Source organism: Streptomyces nymphaeiformis (assembly GCF_014203895.1).
GTDB lineage: Bacteria > Actinomycetota > Actinomycetes > Streptomycetales > Streptomycetaceae > Streptomyces > Streptomyces nymphaeiformis.
Genome location: NZ_JACHJY010000013.1, coordinates 153173 through 167792, shown reverse-complemented (window position 1 = coordinate 167792; position 14620 = coordinate 153173). Strand labels below are relative to the sequence as shown.

Annotated in this window: 15 protein-coding genes and 1 pseudogene; 8 read left to right on the top strand and 8 right to left on the bottom strand. The window is 73.7% G+C overall.

The genetic code is table 11. The annotated features are described in order from the left end of the window. Positions 1–117: 117 nt before the first annotated feature. Positions 118–1200 (top strand): LUD domain-containing protein, encoded by a 1083-nt coding sequence (locus tag GGE06_RS36940; protein ID WP_184932837.1) that lies wholly within the window; start codon positions 118–120, stop codon positions 1198–1200. A gap of 221 nt (positions 1201–1421) precedes the next feature. On the opposite strand, the gene GGE06_RS36935 is transcribed toward GGE06_RS36940, so the two are convergent. The 4 genes and pseudogenes from GGE06_RS36935 to GGE06_RS36920 form a co-directional block, all read right to left on the bottom strand. After that, positions 1422–1901 (bottom strand): hypothetical protein, encoded by a 480-nt coding sequence (locus tag GGE06_RS36935; protein WP_116163537.1) that lies wholly within the window; start codon positions 1899–1901, stop codon positions 1422–1424. A 210-nt stretch (positions 1902–2111) separates the two neighbouring features. Then, positions 2112–3041 (bottom strand): hypothetical protein, encoded by a 930-nt coding sequence (locus GGE06_RS36930; protein WP_184932836.1) that lies wholly within the window; start codon positions 3039–3041, stop codon positions 2112–2114. Positions 3042–3129: 88 nt separating this feature from the next. Continuing rightward, positions 3130–4383, bottom strand: a complete 1254-nt coding sequence (locus GGE06_RS36925) for a DUF6603 domain-containing protein (protein WP_312883442.1) — start codon at positions 4381–4383, stop codon at positions 3130–3132. A 50-nt stretch (positions 4384–4433) separates the two neighbouring features. Further along, positions 4434–6098 (bottom strand): annotated as a pseudogene (locus GGE06_RS36920) (DUF6603 domain-containing protein); the annotation flags it as partial. An 879-nt stretch (positions 6099–6977) separates the two neighbouring features. Here GGE06_RS36920 and GGE06_RS36915 point away from each other — a divergent pair. Beyond that, positions 6978–7439 (top strand): hypothetical protein, encoded by a 462-nt coding sequence (locus GGE06_RS36915; RefSeq protein WP_184932833.1) that lies wholly within the window; start codon positions 6978–6980, stop codon positions 7437–7439. Between the two features lie 153 nt (positions 7440–7592). Here the strand turns inward: GGE06_RS36915 and GGE06_RS36910 are convergent, their stop codons facing one another. From GGE06_RS36910 to GGE06_RS36900, 3 genes are all read right to left on the bottom strand, one after another. After that, on the bottom strand, positions 7593–8693 hold the full coding sequence (locus GGE06_RS36910; protein ID WP_184932832.1) for a hypothetical protein: 1101 nt from the start codon (positions 8691–8693) through the stop codon (positions 7593–7595). A gap of 162 nt (positions 8694–8855) precedes the next feature. After that, on the bottom strand, positions 8856–9284 hold the full coding sequence (locus tag GGE06_RS36905; protein WP_116163527.1) for a hypothetical protein: 429 nt from the start codon (positions 9282–9284) through the stop codon (positions 8856–8858). Continuing rightward, positions 9274–9768 (bottom strand): plastocyanin/azurin family copper-binding protein, encoded by a 495-nt coding sequence (locus GGE06_RS36900; RefSeq protein ID WP_116163525.1) that lies wholly within the window; start codon positions 9766–9768, stop codon positions 9274–9276. Before GGE06_RS36900 ends, GGE06_RS36905 begins: the two co-directional genes overlap by 11 nt. Positions 9769–9925: 157 nt before the next feature. Between GGE06_RS36900 and GGE06_RS36895 the strand changes: the two genes are divergently transcribed. From GGE06_RS36895 to GGE06_RS36870, 6 genes are all read left to right on the top strand, one after another. Further along, on the top strand, positions 9926–10492 hold the full coding sequence (locus GGE06_RS36895; RefSeq protein ID WP_116163523.1) for an RNA polymerase sigma factor: 567 nt from the start codon (positions 9926–9928) through the stop codon (positions 10490–10492). A gap of 5 nt (positions 10493–10497) precedes the next feature. Continuing rightward, positions 10498–11268, top strand: a complete 771-nt coding sequence (locus GGE06_RS36890; RefSeq protein ID WP_221518953.1) for an anti-sigma factor family protein — start codon at positions 10498–10500, stop codon at positions 11266–11268. Between the two features lie 130 nt (positions 11269–11398). Next, positions 11399–12148 (top strand): hypothetical protein, encoded by a 750-nt coding sequence (locus tag GGE06_RS36885; RefSeq protein WP_184932830.1) that lies wholly within the window; start codon positions 11399–11401, stop codon positions 12146–12148. A 38-nt stretch (positions 12149–12186) separates the two neighbouring features. Next, entirely contained in the window at positions 12187–13050 is an 864-nt protein-coding gene (locus tag GGE06_RS36880) for a sensor histidine kinase (RefSeq protein WP_184932829.1), read from the top strand. Continuing rightward, positions 13017–13379: a sensor histidine kinase gene (locus GGE06_RS36875; RefSeq protein WP_181924933.1), complete on the top strand. Its 363-nt coding sequence runs from the start codon at positions 13017–13019 to the stop codon at positions 13377–13379. Before GGE06_RS36880 ends, GGE06_RS36875 begins: the two co-directional genes overlap by 34 nt. Beyond that, positions 13376–14071 (top strand): response regulator, encoded by a 696-nt coding sequence (locus GGE06_RS36870; RefSeq protein WP_184932828.1) that lies wholly within the window; start codon positions 13376–13378, stop codon positions 14069–14071. The genes GGE06_RS36875 and GGE06_RS36870 overlap by 4 nt, the downstream gene beginning before the upstream one ends. Here GGE06_RS36870 and GGE06_RS36865 read toward each other — a convergent pair. Continuing rightward, a complete protein-coding gene (locus tag GGE06_RS36865) occupies positions 14021–14590 on the bottom strand; it encodes a dihydrofolate reductase family protein (RefSeq protein ID WP_116163519.1) in 570 nt (189 codons plus the stop codon). The genes GGE06_RS36870 and GGE06_RS36865 overlap by 51 nt on opposite strands. Positions 14591–14620: the final 30 nt, after the last annotated feature.

Sequence of the window (14620 nt, the reverse complement as noted above, 5' to 3'; positions counted from 1 at the left end):
ATGACGACAGAACAGAGCGGCGGAATGTGAGGTCCGCCGCTCGCCTCACATGCGGCGGGGCTGCGTTGTCGGAGTCGTACAGACCGAGAACGCCCTTCACAGGACAGGACTCCGACCATGAACGACTTCCAGTCGATCGCCGACCGCGTCGAGATCGAGGCGCTGCGCGGCGAGTTCACCGATGCCGCGATGATGCGCGACCGTTCCCGCCTTGCCGCGCTGTTCACTCCCGATGCCGTTCTGCGCATGCCCGACGTCCCCGTCGAGTTCGTCGGCCGTGAGGAGATCAGGGCCGGGGGCGAGCGCCTGCAGGAGCAGTGGGACTTCTTCGTGCAGAACAGCCACCCGGGCACGATCCGGATCGACGGCGACACCGCCACCGGCCGTACCTACGTGCAGGAGGTCGCGCGGCTGCTCGACGGCCGGTCGGGCATGAACTTCGCCGTCTACCACGACACCTACCGGCGTACCGAGGAGGGTTGGCGGTTCTCCGAGCGGGTCTACGAGGTCCGGTACGTCGACACCACCCCGCTGGCCGGTGCCGCGCCGTCCGGCTCCGGTGCGGCCGAGATGCCGGAGACGCGGGCGGGCGACGACTTCACCGCACCGGCGTCCGCCGAAAGCCTTGACCGTACGATCTCAGCGCTGCGCGCCAACGGCTTCACGGCCGAGCTCCTCGACGACGCCGAAGCCGCCCGCGCCCGCATCAAGGACCTGATCCCGGAGGGTTCGGGCGTCTTCACCGGGGCCAGCGAGACGCTTCGGCTCTCCGGCATCGAGAAGGACATCGAGGCGGGCGACCGCTACGAGGCCATCCGGCCGCGCGTCCTGATGATGGACCGCGCCACCGAGTCCGACGAGATCCGACGCCTTGCGGCCACCCCCGACGTCTTCGTCGCCAGCGTCAACGCCGTCACCGAGACCGGGACGCTCGTCATCGCCTCCGGCAGCGGCAGCCAGCTCCCCGCCTCCGCCGGCGGCGCCGCGCGGGCGATCTGGGTCGTCGGGGCGCAGAAGGTGGTGCCCGACCTGGACACCGCGCTGCGCCGCGTCCAGGAGCACGCCCTCGTGCTGGAGAGCGAGCGCGCTCTGGCGGCCTACGGTCGGCCGAGCGCGGTCAACCGTCTCCTCGTTCTCAACGCCGAGCCGCAGCCCGGACGCGGCACCGTCCTGCTGCTGCGCGAGGCCATCGGGTTCTGACGTCCCGCGCCCGGGTCGGCCGCCCGCCGACCCGGGCCCCTACGGGCGGCCCGTCATCCCTCCGTCCGGTCGAAGCGCAGGCCCGACTGGGCCTCGCCCCGGCCCGGGCGGGCGCAGCGGTTCGCCGTCGGGGCCGTCGAGGTGGCCCAGACGGAAGACGTACGCGCCGGGGCGCGGTTCCAGGGGGAGCAGCGGGAACCAGTGGTCCGGTACGTCGCTCATCAGCCGGTACGCGGCCGTTCCGCCCGTCGCCGCCGGGGCCGGGCGTGGTGTCGGAGCCGTGCGGCTGCGGTCGAGGGAACCGCCTTGCGGCGTCGGTACGCGGCGCTCCACCGCCCAGGCCTGGTTGGCGCCCTCGTCGCGGGCGAGGAGCACCTCCTCCACCAGGTCGGATTCCAGGCCGCCGACCAGGACCGGCGGCACGAACAGGCCGGTGCGCCGGCCTCCTCGTTGCGGCCCAGCTCGTCGGCCGCGGTGCCGTCGCCGTAGTCGACGGCGTCCCGGACGGCGGAGGTCATCTGGAGCATCCGCGCGTCGAGGCGTTCGTCGGCGGTGCCGGATGCGGCGCCGGGCAGGCGCCGGTGCAGGCTGTCGGCGACCGTACGGGCCAACTGGCCCTGCCGCAGGACCTCGTTGGCGCGCCGCAGCTCCGCCGCCTGGTCCCAGGCCGCGGCCACCAGGTCCTCCTGGTTGCGGCGCACGACCTCCGCGCCGAGGGCCGCGGCCGCGCGGTGGCGGGGGTCGAGGTTCAGTTCGCGCAGCCACGTGGGGCCCGCCTGCGGGGGCGGCAGCCGGCCGTCGGCGCCGGCCTGCGCGGAGCCGTAGACGGGCGCGGTCAGTTCGGTGTTGAGCGGGCCGGGGTCGAGCGCCGCCTTGTAGGCCGTACGGAACGAGGCGGCGGTCTCCGGGTGCTACGGGCGCGGCTCGGTGCCCGCCGAGCGCAGCGCGCCCTCCAGGTCGAGGAGCCGCCCCGGGTGTCCGGCAGGCAGCTCGGGCAGTCCGCCGCCCGCCGCGCCCACGTCCATCGGGCGGGTGCCGACGTCGCCGGGCAGGGCGCGCGGTGTCAGGCCGCGGACGAGGGACTCGAAGTCGCCGTCGAGGCCGGTGCCGAACCGCCAGTGGTGGTAGACGGGCAGGGCCCATTCGGTCACCTCGGGCCGCTCGCCGGGGGCGGGCCACGCCGGCCGCAGTTCGCCGTCGGGCACGGGCAGTCCGAGCCCGGCGAGCCGGCCCGCGTCGAAGGCGGGCACCACGGCGGCGACGTAGCGGGTGCGGGGTCGCAGCCGGCGCGGGGAGAGCAGCCGGGACAGGGTGCGGTCCGGCTCCTCGGCCAGGATCCGGTCCACCTCGGCCTCGCCCGCGCCCTCGTCCGTGGCCACCTGGGCGTGCGCCCACGCCCAGGACTCGGCGAGGACGGGCAGCTCGGAGCGGGGGCAGCGCAGTCGGGGCAGGCCGCCGTCGGACGGCAGCAGTTCGGCGTGTCGCTCCTCGACCACGACGAGCACCAGCCAGGGCCGCAGCCGGCCGGTCTCGGTGGCGGCGGCCGGGGTGAACATCCACGGCAGGTCCGGCCGGTCGAACTCGACCGCCGGGAACAGGTGCGGCTCCGCGTCGGCCGTGTCGGCCGCCGGGAACACCCTCAGGACCTGGCCGGTGTCGATCCCGGTCACGTCCCCGGGCCCGAGCAGCCTCGCCGGCACGGCGACGGCGTCGCGCCCGGTCAGCCGGGGCCGCAGCGTCACGTTCGTACGGGAGGTCATGGGCCCGGTGAGGGGGTCGACGGCTCCGCCGGCGGCGGCGAGGCCCTCACGGACCCAGGACAGGAAGGTCAGGCCGCTCAACGGGTCCCTCCGGGAGTGATGGGGATGGTCGGGCACAGAGGGGTACGGGAGAAGGCTCGGCCGGCCCGCGGCGTGGGAGTGCGGGAGGTCACCGCGTACCCCCCACGGGGGTGAGGCGCAGGACCGGTGTCGTCCCGGTGCGGCGCTGTTCGGCGGCTTCCGTCCAGGTCGTGCCGGTCGGCGCGGCGGCCCGGCGCAGGCCCGCCGTCGTCTCGGGTTCGGCGCCGGACACGGTCCAGCGGGTGTCGCGGACGCCGAGGTCACGGGGGGCGGCGGTGAAGCGCTGCCGTCCGGTGCGGCGGGTGGCCGCGCGGGCGGCGGGTCCGGCGGCGGTGCGCAGGCCCGCCGTACCGAAGGCGACCGGGGTTCCGGCGTCGCCCTCGACGCGGTGGGGGCCGTCCTGGAGGACCTCTTCGTAGTCGACGGTGGAGGCGAACACTCCGGCCCGCTCCCGCGCCCGGCCCGTCACGCCCTCGGCGCTCGCGCCCGCCGTGAGCAGTTCGAACGAGGGGGCGGACAGCTTCTGGTCGTCCGTGAGGTCGAGGAACTGGGCGGGCGCGAAGTACTCGCGCGTCGGTGTGAGCGGCACCGTCACCGGCGCGGTCGCCGGGTCGGCGTCGTCGACCGTGAGCTCCCGCTCCAGGTCGAGCCGCGGGTCGCCCGCCACGGGCGAGGTGCCGTACCGGGTGAGGGTGATGCCGAGCGGTGCGACGCGCTGGGTGAAGGAGAGCCCGCCGAGCGGGTGGACGACGAGCCGGCCGTCGGCGTCCGGGAGCTCCCGGAGCGTGACGACGGTGCGGCCCGCGCCGGTGAGCTGCGCGGTCCGGTTCCTCGGGTCGGCGAGGGCCTCCTCCACCTTGGCCGCGACGTCGACGGGCTGCGGCAGCGCGGCGGGCGCGGCCCGCTCTCCGAAGGTGCGGTCGAAGCTGATCTCGGCGCTGAGGAAGAGGATCTCGAAGCGGGCGCGGCCGCGTACGTGCCACGGTTCGGGGCCGGACAGGGCGAGTTCCACCGCGACGCCCATGAGCGTGCGGCTGCCCCGCTTGAGGGTCACGTGCCCGGCGATGTCGACCTCGAAGCCGAAGGGCTCGAAGCGGACCAGCGCGTCGAAGGTGAGGAGTCCCTCCACGCTGAAGCCGAGCGCCGCCGCGTACAGCTCCAGGCGCGCACCGAACTGCACGGTGTTGGCGGTGAGGGCGAAGTACGCTTCGAGGCGCACCCGCGGGTTGTCGCTCTGGAGCAGCGACAGGTTGAGCCGGCGCAGTTCGGGGAAGCCCTCGGGGCGCTGGAAGCGTGGGTGGAAGCCGCCCGCCGAGAGCGCGACGTCGGCCGGCCCTTCCAGCGGGCGCGCATCGCCATGTCGCCGGTCAGCGTGAAGGCCGCGATCCGGGAGTCGTAGAGGGTCGCGTCGACGGAGGCCTCGCCGCGTTCGAAGTCGATGACGCCGAGGACGTCCATGTTGACGACGACGGCGGCGGCCTCCTCGGTGGGCAGCGCCATCCGCAGCCGGCCGAGGAGCACGAGTCGTACGGGCGTGGGCAGTTCGAGGAGGAGGGCCAGGTCGAGGGTGAGGAGGGTGGGGGTGCCCCAGCCGATCCGGGCCATCGGGCCGACGACGTGCCGTCCGGGTGTGGGCGGGAAGACGGCGCCGAGGGTGGCGACGATCTCGGGGGCGCGGGAGAGCGGGTCGCGCGGGAAGAGCACCGAGTCGAGGGCCTTGCTAGGGAGATCACGCGGCGGCGCCGGACGCCGTCGGCGCCGGGCTTGGCGTGGCCGAGGACCCTGGCGATGAACTCCTCGAAGGCGCGCGGGTCGTGGCCCCAGGCCTCGTAGTCCTGTTCGAGCTGGCCGTCGTACCCCTGGATGCGGCGCACGGCGGGCTGGGCGACCTCCTCGATGGCCGGGTCGCCGAGCACCGGGCACGGGGAGAGCAGCACGGTCACCTTGTCGAGACCCTGGTCCTCGGCCGACTCCACCATCGAGGTGAAGGCCGCGTCGGAGTAGATGAGGGACGGCGGGTCCTCGGAGCCGCCGCGGAAGACGCGCTGGGTGCGGGTGTCCACGGCCACCAGCTGGTGGCCGGTCCAGGTGATGCTGTAGTGCCAGGTCAGCACGCCGTCCTGGCGGGTGATCCGGCCGGCGGAGTCGGCCCCGGAGGGGACGCCGGTGCGGCGGGCGATGACCGCCGCGGGACCGGCCGCGGTGTGGTCGGGCGCGGCGAGCGCCGTGAGCAGCTCGCGGCCCGCCTCCCCGCGCGGCCCGTCGACGAACTGCTCGGGGGTGTTGCCCCAGCCCTGGCAGACCGCGTACGCGGCCATGCCGTTGCCGAGGAGCTGGCGCCCGTGGGCGGTGCCGCAGACCTCGTTCACCCACTTCTTGGAGATGAACCAGTCGTCGGTGATCTCGTGGTCGTCGAACATCATGTACGTGGCGGTGTTGGCGAGCGCCCGGCGCACCATGCCCAGGGTGGCGTGGAAGGTCTCCAGCTGGTCGCACTCGGCCACGTACGCCATGAGCGTCTTGTGCGCCTCGGTGTACTCCGGCTTGTTCCGCAGCCCGAAGAACTCCTTGTGGTCGGGGTTGCCGAGGGCGGCGGACTCCTCCGGGAACAGCTCGCCGAAGCACCCGACCGGTGACGCCACCGTCCACAGGGTCGGCGACCAGACGAAGAGGTACATGGCGAGGAACTCGGAGAAGCGCAGCAGATGGCTGCGCGCGGCGGTGCTCGTCATGTGGAACTCGTCGAGGATCATCTGCTGGCGCCTTCCGGGCCGCCACTTCCGGGGGCCGGGAGCGATCGTCGCGAAGGACTCGTCGCGGCCGAGCAGCGCCTTGCCGTACACGGTGCACATGTGCAGCAGGCCGTCGGCGACGTCGTCCGCGTAGATCTGGTCGCCTGTCAGGATCAGCTGCTGGGACCGCCGATCCGGCGTCGGCCGCCAGGACCTCGTCGAGGATCGACAGGGCGTCCGTGCCCTCGGCGTGCGGCTTGCGGCAGGAGGCGTGGAAGAGCCGGAGTCCGGCGGGCCGGTCCGGTGGGGTGACGAAGCTCGGCATGTCGGGCGCTCCCGAAGTGCCGGTGTAGAGCAGGGCCTTGCGGGCGGCGTCCCGGTCCGCCGCGACGATCGTCGGGCCGAAGAGGTCGGGGGCAGCGGCGGGCGCGGGCGTCGTCGGCGCCGAGAGGTCCTCGCCGAAGCGGCACGCATACCGGTAGATGGTGCCGGACTTGAGCGTCCCTCCGGAGGGGACGGTGGCGGTCACCGCGACGATGTGCAGGTTCTCGCCGATCCGCGCGGTGACCCGGGTGCCCGTCAGGGTGGGGGTCGCGGGCAGCGCGCCCGTGGCCCCTTCGTACACGTCGAGCGTCACCTTGCGCGGGGCCTTGAGGGCCAGCCATACGGTGACGCTGTTCCGGTCGACCCGCCGGACGATCGGTCCGGCGAGGACCAGCAGCAGTGCCGCGACGTTCAGTGTCGGCAGAGCGGTCCCGCCCGTGCCCGCGCTCGTTCCCACGGCCCCCACATGTCCCCCTGTCAGTGCGATGGCGGCGCGATCGCACCTTCACGGGATTTACATCCGGCAGTCATATGCCGGGCGTGTCGTGGTGGACTTGCGTGCGAGCAAGGGGGTCGCCCCGGCAGACATCTGACGAACACTCAGCGACATCGACGCCGGGCGCGGGAGTCACCGCATCGCACTGCGTGCGTTTGACATCCACCGGGGGTCCATAAAAAGTGCTTTTCAGGCGATGTCAGACAATCTGGACAGGAGTCAGGAATGCGCTTGTACACCGACCGTGGGCGACGTGGCCTCATCGTGCCCGCACTGGCCGCGGCTTTGGCCATGCCCTTGCTTTCCGCAACCCCCGCCGCGGCATGTACCACCGGGACGGTCAGCCGCTCCGGTGGGGTCGTCACGTTCGAAGCGCGGCCGGGCGTGAACAACCAGGTCACCTTCTACGTCGCCACCGCCCCGCTCCTGCGGGTGTCCGACCCGGCCGGGATCACCGCGGGCCCCGGCTGCACCCAGACCAGCCCGCGCACGGCGACCTGCGGAGAGATCGCCGGCATCACCGCCATCCACGCCGACGGCGGCGACGGTGACGACCGGCTCGCGGCCGGTGCCGACCTCGACATCCCCGTCGACTTCAACGGCGGCCCCGGCCAGGACGTCCTCGTCGGGGGCACCGCCGACGACCACCTGACGGACCCCGACGGCTGGCTCGCCAGACCCGACCGGGCCACCTTCCGCGGCCTCGCGGGCAACGACGTCATCATCAGCCGCAACGGCGGCTACGACCGCGTCGAGTGCGAGGGCGGCACCAACGACACCGTCACGGCGGACGTCGTCGCCCTCGACCAGGTCACGAACACCTGCGAGACGATCAACCGCGGCTGACGTCCTCCCCTTCCGGTCCGATGTCCGCCTCGACGGGGACACCGGACCGGTACGGACGCGGGCCTCGGCCGTTGAGCGGCACCGTCTCGCCGACCTGCGTGTCACGCATGACCGGCTTGCCGATCCGGCCATTCCTCAACCAGCGCACGCCCCCTAGCGGGCCATGCCCTGGACCGGCGGCGTCGGGGCGGGGCGGGTTCGGGACAGTTTCGCCGCCGTGGCGCGGGCCGCGTCGAAGGCCGCGATCGGGTTGCCGTTCTTCCTCCACGGCTGGGCGCCGCACCACGGTCCGATCAGGCGGAACTGTTCCAGCGCGGGTGCGTACAGCATCGAGCGGACCATGGAGTGGGCCAGGAGGTGGCGCAGGGCCGGCAGGCGCTCGTCGTCGGGGGCGACCAGTTCGAACGAGGCGGCGATCCGCTTCAGCACGCTCCTCGACATCGGCGTGACGGCGGCGGACCGGTCGCCGGCCTCGGTCAGCGCGTGGAGGTAGATCCCGGCGAGCGGGCTGCCGGGCGGGGCCTTGCGTACCGCCTGCCGGGCGAACCGCATCATGCGCCGGTCGCTGCCGAACCACTTGGCGCACCAGTACTGCATGGCCTGCCAGTGCCCCTCGTAGTGGTGCGGCGCGCGGGCGACGAGCCCTTCCCAGAGCGGCTTGAACTGCGCGCGGCGGTACTGGGCCCCGCGCGCCGCGGTGATCATGACGACCCAGGGGCCCGGGTTCGCCGGATCGAGCAGGGAGGCCTGCCGCGCCTCCTCGATCGCGGCCGGGAGCATGGCCCGGAAGCGGTCCATGTCCGAGGTCATGACCTCGTGGGCGTAGCCGCTGCCCCGGATCTCCCAGGCGCGGTGGACCATGATGCTCGCGTGGAGGGTGGCCGCGTCGCAGTCGCCGGGCGCGGCGGCGCGCCAGGCGTCGAGCCAGGCGTCGTCCTCGCGGGCGATCTGCTGGAGCACCTCCAGCCGGGCCCACCGCTCGTCCCAGTCATCGCCCGCTGTCCGCACGTACCGCTCCGCGGCCTTCCAGTCCCCGCCCCAGGCGGCGTCGGCGACCGCCTGCCGCTCCTCCGTACGGTGGGCCGGCGGGGGCGGTCCGGGGCGCCGCGGGTCGAGTGCCGCACGGGGCGGAAGGCCGTAGGCGGAGGCCTCGAAGGCGTCCCCGCCCCAGCTCCCGGCACGGCGCGGAGTGATGAAGAGGCGGTACAGCACGACGAGGAGCACGCCGAGCAGGAGGCAGAGGAAGACGGTCACGGCGGGAGATCATTCCCGAAGCGGTCACTCTCTGCAATAGCTCAAGGTAACGATAAGGCGAGGTCAGGGTGTGGGTGGGCGCCGCAGCCGTCGGCCGGACCGGAGGCCCGTGACCGACAGTCGCCCGGCTGTCCGGCGTCCGGATGGCCGGCACTCCCGCCGTCACCTCCCCGTGCCGGTCGCCACTGGGCGGTGCCGGTGGCTCAGGCCCGCCACCGCCAGGGTGGTCAGGACGACGATGCCCGCCGTCTCGACGGCGAGGGTGGGGCGGACCAGCTCCGCGTCCGTCGACTCCTCGAAGCCGAACAGGCCTGTGGTGAGGCTGAGGAAGAGCGCCCCGAGGGTGCCCGCCGTGAACAGCGCGGTGGCTGTGGCGACCAGTGCGACCCAGCGGTACGGGGTGACGAGCAGCGCCACGGCGAGGAGGCACCCGACGATGCCGTTCAGCAGGAACAGGGGGCCGATGGTGGCCAGGTCGCGGTAGCCGTCGGCCCACAGGCTGAGGTGGATGGCACCCATCGTCGCTGTGAGGCCCGCGGCGACCAGCCGCAGCAGGAGTACGGCGGTGCGGCGGGTCCGGTCAGTAACCATTGCCCGGAGAGGTGGGAGTGGTCGGAGACGTGGGGGTGCTCGGCTGGTTGACGGGGGCGCCGGCCACCGTGATCTCGGTCTTCATGCCCAGGTCCTTGTGCCCGTCGACCGGGCAGTAGATCTCGTACTTCCCCGATTTCAGGTTCACCGTGAGGGTGGTGGACTCGCCCGGGGAGACGGTGCTGGAGCGGTTCTCGCCGCCCGGTCCCTCGACCTCCAGGGCGTGGTCGTGCTTCCCGGTGTTCGTCGCGACGAAGGCGTACGCGCCGGGAGTGAACGTCTTCTGGGACAGCGTGATCTTGAAGTCGGCCAGGTCCGCGGTCACCCGGGTCGTGCCCGCGGGGACCGTGCTGTTCTGGGTGGGGGGCGGTGTCGTGGTGCCGCTGCTCGAACCGCCGCCGTTTCCGCCTCCGCAGGCGGCCAGGAGGCCGGCCAGCGCGGCGGCCGACAGGACGAGCAGCGCGCGCGTACGTGGTTCCCTCATCGTTCTGTCCTCCGGATCGGTCCTCCGGTTCGGTCCCCCACAGGGGGTACGGGGCCGGGCCGCGCCGGGATTGCGGTTCCGGGCGGACGATCCGGGCGGACAATGGGCGGAGGCGATCCCTTCGGGGACGTCGTACGTATCCACGGGTGTGGGACGCATGGGCCTTCCGCTGGAGCGGGTTCCCGACGAGGCACTGCTCTCCGGTCTCGCCACGGGCGATCCGGAGATCGCGGTGGCGTTCGTGCGCCGTTTCCAGCGTTCGGTCTACGGCGTGGCCGTCGCCGTCCTCGGCGATCCGCGGCTCGCCGAGGACGTGGCCCAGCAGACCTTCGAACGGGCGTGGCGGCACGCCCAGGTGTACGACGGCCGGCGCGGATCCGTACGGACCTGGCTCACGGCCATCGCGCACAACCTGGCGATCGACGCGGTGCGGGCCCGCCGCGCGACCCCGGTGGCGCCGGAGGACCTCGAGGCGCTGGTCGGGATCGTGTCGGAGACCCCGGAGCGGCACGCGCTCGCCGACGACGCGGCCGAGCGGGTCCGGCGGGCGGTGGCGGCACTGCCCCGGGAGCAGGCGCGGGCACTGGTCATGGCCGGGATCTACGGGATGACGGCGCGGGAGGTCGCCGCCTTCGAGGGTGTGCCGCTGGGCACGGCGAAGACGCGGATCAGGACCGGAACGATCAAGGTGCGGGCGCTCCTGGAGAGCGAGGAGACGCGGTGAACGGCATGGACTGCGAGCGGCTGCGTGAGGAGGGCGCCGAGCTGGCGCTCGGGGTCCTCCCCGCGCGCGAGCGGGCCGAGGCGGTGGCCCACCTGGACCGCTGCCCGGACTGCCGGGCGTACGTGGAGCGCCTGACGGCGGTCGGGGACGGGCTGCTCGGACTGCTGGGGGCGGAGCCGCCGGTGGGGTTCGAGAGCCGGGTGGTACGGGCGATGGCCCCCGCACCCGAAGCCCCCGCACTCGCGCCCGAAGCCCCCGCGTCCCCTCCCGCGGCCCGGCGCCGTGTGCGCAGGCACCGCTTCCGGAACGCGGCGGCGGGCGTGGCCACGGCCGTGGCCTTCGGGTTCGGCGGCTGGGCGGTCGGGACCGTGGTGGAGAGCGCGCCCCAGGTGGTGGCCCCGTCGCCGCGCGTCCTGGAGGCGGCGCTGGTCTCCCCGGACCGGGCCGGGGACGGGAGCGGCCGGGAGGTGGGCCGGATCTTCGCGCACCCGGGGGACGCCACGGGCGGGAACGGCTGGGTGTACATGTCGGTCGACCTGGGTGACGGACCGGCGCCCGCCGGCCCGGTGCGGTGCCTCCTCGTGCGGGCCGACGGATCCACCGTGGCACTCGGCTCGTTCCCGGTCAGCGGCGGCTACGGCTACTGGGGCGCCCCGGCCCCCGTGGACCCCCACACCCTGAGCGGCGCGCGCCTGGTGGCCGCGGACGGCACGGTCCTGGCGACGGCGCACTTCAGCGGCACCGGCGGGACCGCGGCAGGGCCGACGGCGACCTGAGCGACCGGCGGCCTCCTGGCGGATCGGACCGGAGGCGTACACCGATCACTCGGGTACGACCGGGGTCCGACCTCCAAGTGTGGTCCGTTCTCCGACGACTCGGTGCGCACGGCGGCGGCATCGTTCCCCCATGACCGTCACGACCGCGACCCTCACGCCTCCGGCCCTCACGCCTCCGCACCCCGTCTTTCCCGGACGCCGGGTGGGCGGCGCCTCCCTCGTCGTCGGGCCCCTGCTCGTACTCACCGGCGTACTGCTGCGTCTCCGCTTCGACTTCTTCTTCCCGGCGCAGTTGAGCGCGTACGAGCAGCGTCCCGACCTCATGAGGGCCTCGTACAGCCTCGTCGCCGCCGGCTGGGTGCTGCTCTGGCCGGGCGTCGCGCTGCTCGCCGCCAGGGTCGGTGAGCGTCACCGGGAGCCGGCGGTGTGGGGCGGCGTCCTCACCGTCCTCGGCCTGTTCGCCCGGACGTTCCACGCCGGCGTCGACCACCTGGCCTTCCAGCTGGTGACCGTCCAGGGGGCGTCGTCGGCGACTCGTACGGCGAGTGAGACGTACGGCGCGTTCCACGTCTTCAGCACGCTGAACGCCGCGGTCATGGGCGGCTGGGTGCTGCTTGCCGTGGGCGCCTACCGTGCGCGGGTGCTCGGCCCGCTGCGTGCGACGGCGCTGGCCCTGGCGTCGGCGATGCCGCTGGGCGTACTGAAGGGCACGACCGCCTGGTCGATCGCTGCCGCCGCGGGCCTGTGCGTCGCACTCGTTCCCCTGGGCGTGGCCGCTTGGCGCACGGGGCCGGCGCCACGAGCCGCCACGGTCGGCGGAAGGGTTCTTCTCGTGGGGGTCGTGGGCCTCGCGATGGTTCTTCTCGGGCGGGTCGGATGAGCGGCGCCGGGCATCGCCGCGCTGGGTATCGTCGTGCGATGCACATGGCGCGGTGGCGCCTGCGTGCAGGTGCGCATCTGCTGGTCCTCGATGCCTGCACGGCGGTCGCCGTGGTCGTGGCCTACGCGGCGCTGGCCGGCCAGGACGCGTCCGACGCCCTGCCCCGGTTCTCCGGCCCGCCGTGGGTGGGCTGGCTGGTGGCCGTGGGGGTGGGGGTGGGGGCGCCGCCGGCCGTCCGTCGGCTGTGGCCCCTGCCCGTCCTCGCCGTGGTTCTCGGCGCTTCGGCGGCGGCGACGCTCCTCGACATCACGCGCGATCCGTACGTGGCCGTGGCCCTGGCCGTCTACGCGGTGGCGCTCGTCGAGCCGGTGCGCCGGGCCCGGACGGCGCTGGCCGTGACCCTGGCCGTCCCGGCGGCCGCCGTCCTCACCGGTGAGGCGGTCGTGACCCCGTCCGGCCCCTGGTCGGAGGCCGCCGGGACCGCGGCGCTCGTCTGGCTGGTCGTCGGCTCCCCCTGGGCCGCGGGCCGAGTCGTACGCGAACGGCGGGAGCGAGCCGTCAGGGCGCAGCGGCGCCTGGCCGAGGACGCGCTCGCCGAGGAACGCCTGCGCATCACCAGAGAACTGCACGACATCGTCTCGCACAGCCTCAGCGTGATCGTCGTCAAGGCGGCGGTCGCCGACCACGTGGCGGCGGAACGCCCGGAGGAGACGTGCGACGCCCTGCAGGCGATCGAGCGGACGGGCCGGGAGGCGCTCACCGAGATGCGGCGCGCCCTGGGCGTACTGCGCGGCGACACCGCAGGGCCGGACGGGCGCGGCCCCGGCGCGCGGAGCAGGCGGGCGTCCGTACGGCGCTCCGCACCCGGTTGGCCGACTCCCTCCCCGCCGGCACCGCACTGACGGTCTACCGGATCGTGCAGGAGTCGCTGACGAATGTGATCAAGCACGCCGGCGACGGGGCGCACTGCCGGGTGACGGTCACAGGGGACTCGCGTGGCGGCGTGCACATCGAGGTGGTGGACGACGGGGGCGGGGACGCGGCCGTGTCCGACCGCTCCGGCCTCCAGGGCGGCCACGGCCTCGTGGGGATGCGGGAACGCGTGATGATGTACGGCGGGACGCTGGAGGCCAATCCACGGCACGGTGGTGGTTTCGCCGTGTCGGCTCGTCTTCCCGTCGGGCCCGCGACGGCCGGCCCGGCCGCTCGCCGACAGGAGAGGACAGCGTGACCGAACCGATCCGGGTGCTCGTCGCCGACGACCAGTCCCTGCTCCGGGGAAGCTTCCGGGTGCTCATCGACACCGCCCCGGGGCTGACCGCGGTCGGCGAGGCCGGCACCGGCACCGAAGCCGTCGACAGCACGCGGCGGTTGCGCCCGGACGTGGTGCTGATGGACATCAGGATGCCCGGCATGGACGGCATCGCCGCGACACGGCACATCGCCGGATCTCCCGAGACGGCCGGGACGCGCGTCCTCATCCTGACGACGTTCGACCTCGACGAGTACGTGTACGGCGCGCTGCGCGCCGGGGCGGCGGGCTTCCTGCTCAAGGACACCTCCCCCGAGGCGCTCCTCGAGGGCATCCGTACGGTCGCCGCCGGAGAGTCGCTCCTCGCGCCGTCGGTGACCCGGCGCCTGATCGCCGAGTTCGCTCGTATGCCCCCCGCCCACCACACGCGGGGTCCCGTCCTCGACGGGCTCACGGAGCGCGAGCGCGAGGTCCTGGTGCTGGTCGCGCGCGGCCTCTCGAACGCGGACATCGCCGCGTACCTGCTGATCAGCGGCGGCACCGTCAAGACGTACATCGGTCGGCTGCTGAGCAAGCCGGGGGCGCGCGACCGCGCTCAACTGGTGATCAGCGCCTACGAGTCAGGACTCGTCAGCGCCGGCCACGCGGTGGCGGAGGTAGACGACTCCTGAGCCGAAGGTGCGGGTCTCGACGAGTTCGAGGTCCACTCGGCGCTCGTTCCGGGGGAAGTACGGGATGCCGCCGCCGACGAGCACCGGGTGGACCACGGTCCGGTACTCGTCGATCAGGCCCAGTGCGGCAGCCTCGGCGGCGAGGGTCGCGCCGCCGATCGCGATGTCGCCCTCCCCCGGTTCGGCCCGCAGCCGCTCGATCTCCTCCGCCACGCTGCCGGAGGCCAGGCGGGCATGGCCCTGCACCGTCGACAGCGTGGTGGAGAACACGACCTTGGGGAGCGGCTTCCAGAGCGCGGCCCACTCCAGCTCGTCGGGCGACTGGTCCTGGTCGGCGGTCTCCCAGTACAGCATCGTCTCGTACAGCCGTCGGCCGAGGAGGTGGACGCCGACCTCGCGGATCTCGTCGATCCAGAAGCGGAAGACCTCCTCGGAGGGCGCCGTCCAGTCGAACCTGCCGTCCGGCCCGACGATGTAGCCGTCGAGTGAGACGCCCATCGAGTAGGTCACCTTGCGCATGAGAAGTCCTCCTCCGGAACAGGTCCGAGA

Bases quoted from the DNA above. Each gene is read 5' to 3' on its own strand.
- GGE06_RS36940 (WP_184932837.1), top strand. From the start codon at position 118: ATGAACGACTTCCAGTCGATCGCCGACCGCGTCGAGATCGAGGCGCTG.
- GGE06_RS36905 (WP_116163527.1), bottom strand. From the start codon at position 9,284: ATGGTTACTGACCGGACCCGCCGCACCGCCGTACTCCTGCTGCGGCTG.
- GGE06_RS36900 (WP_116163525.1), bottom strand. From the start codon at position 9,768: ATGAGGGAACCACGTACGCGCGCGCTGCTCGTCCTGTCGGCCGCCGCG.
- GGE06_RS36895 (WP_116163523.1), top strand. From the start codon at position 9,926: ATGGGCCTTCCGCTGGAGCGGGTTCCCGACGAGGCACTGCTCTCCGGT.
- GGE06_RS36890 (WP_221518953.1), top strand. From the start codon at position 10,498: ATGGACTGCGAGCGGCTGCGTGAGGAGGGCGCCGAGCTGGCGCTCGGG.
- GGE06_RS36885 (WP_184932830.1), top strand. From the start codon at position 11,399: ATGACCGTCACGACCGCGACCCTCACGCCTCCGGCCCTCACGCCTCCG.
- GGE06_RS36880 (WP_184932829.1), top strand. From the start codon at position 12,187: ATGCACATGGCGCGGTGGCGCCTGCGTGCAGGTGCGCATCTGCTGGTC.
- GGE06_RS36865 (WP_116163519.1), bottom strand. From the start codon at position 14,590: ATGCGCAAGGTGACCTACTCGATGGGCGTCTCACTCGACGGCTACATC.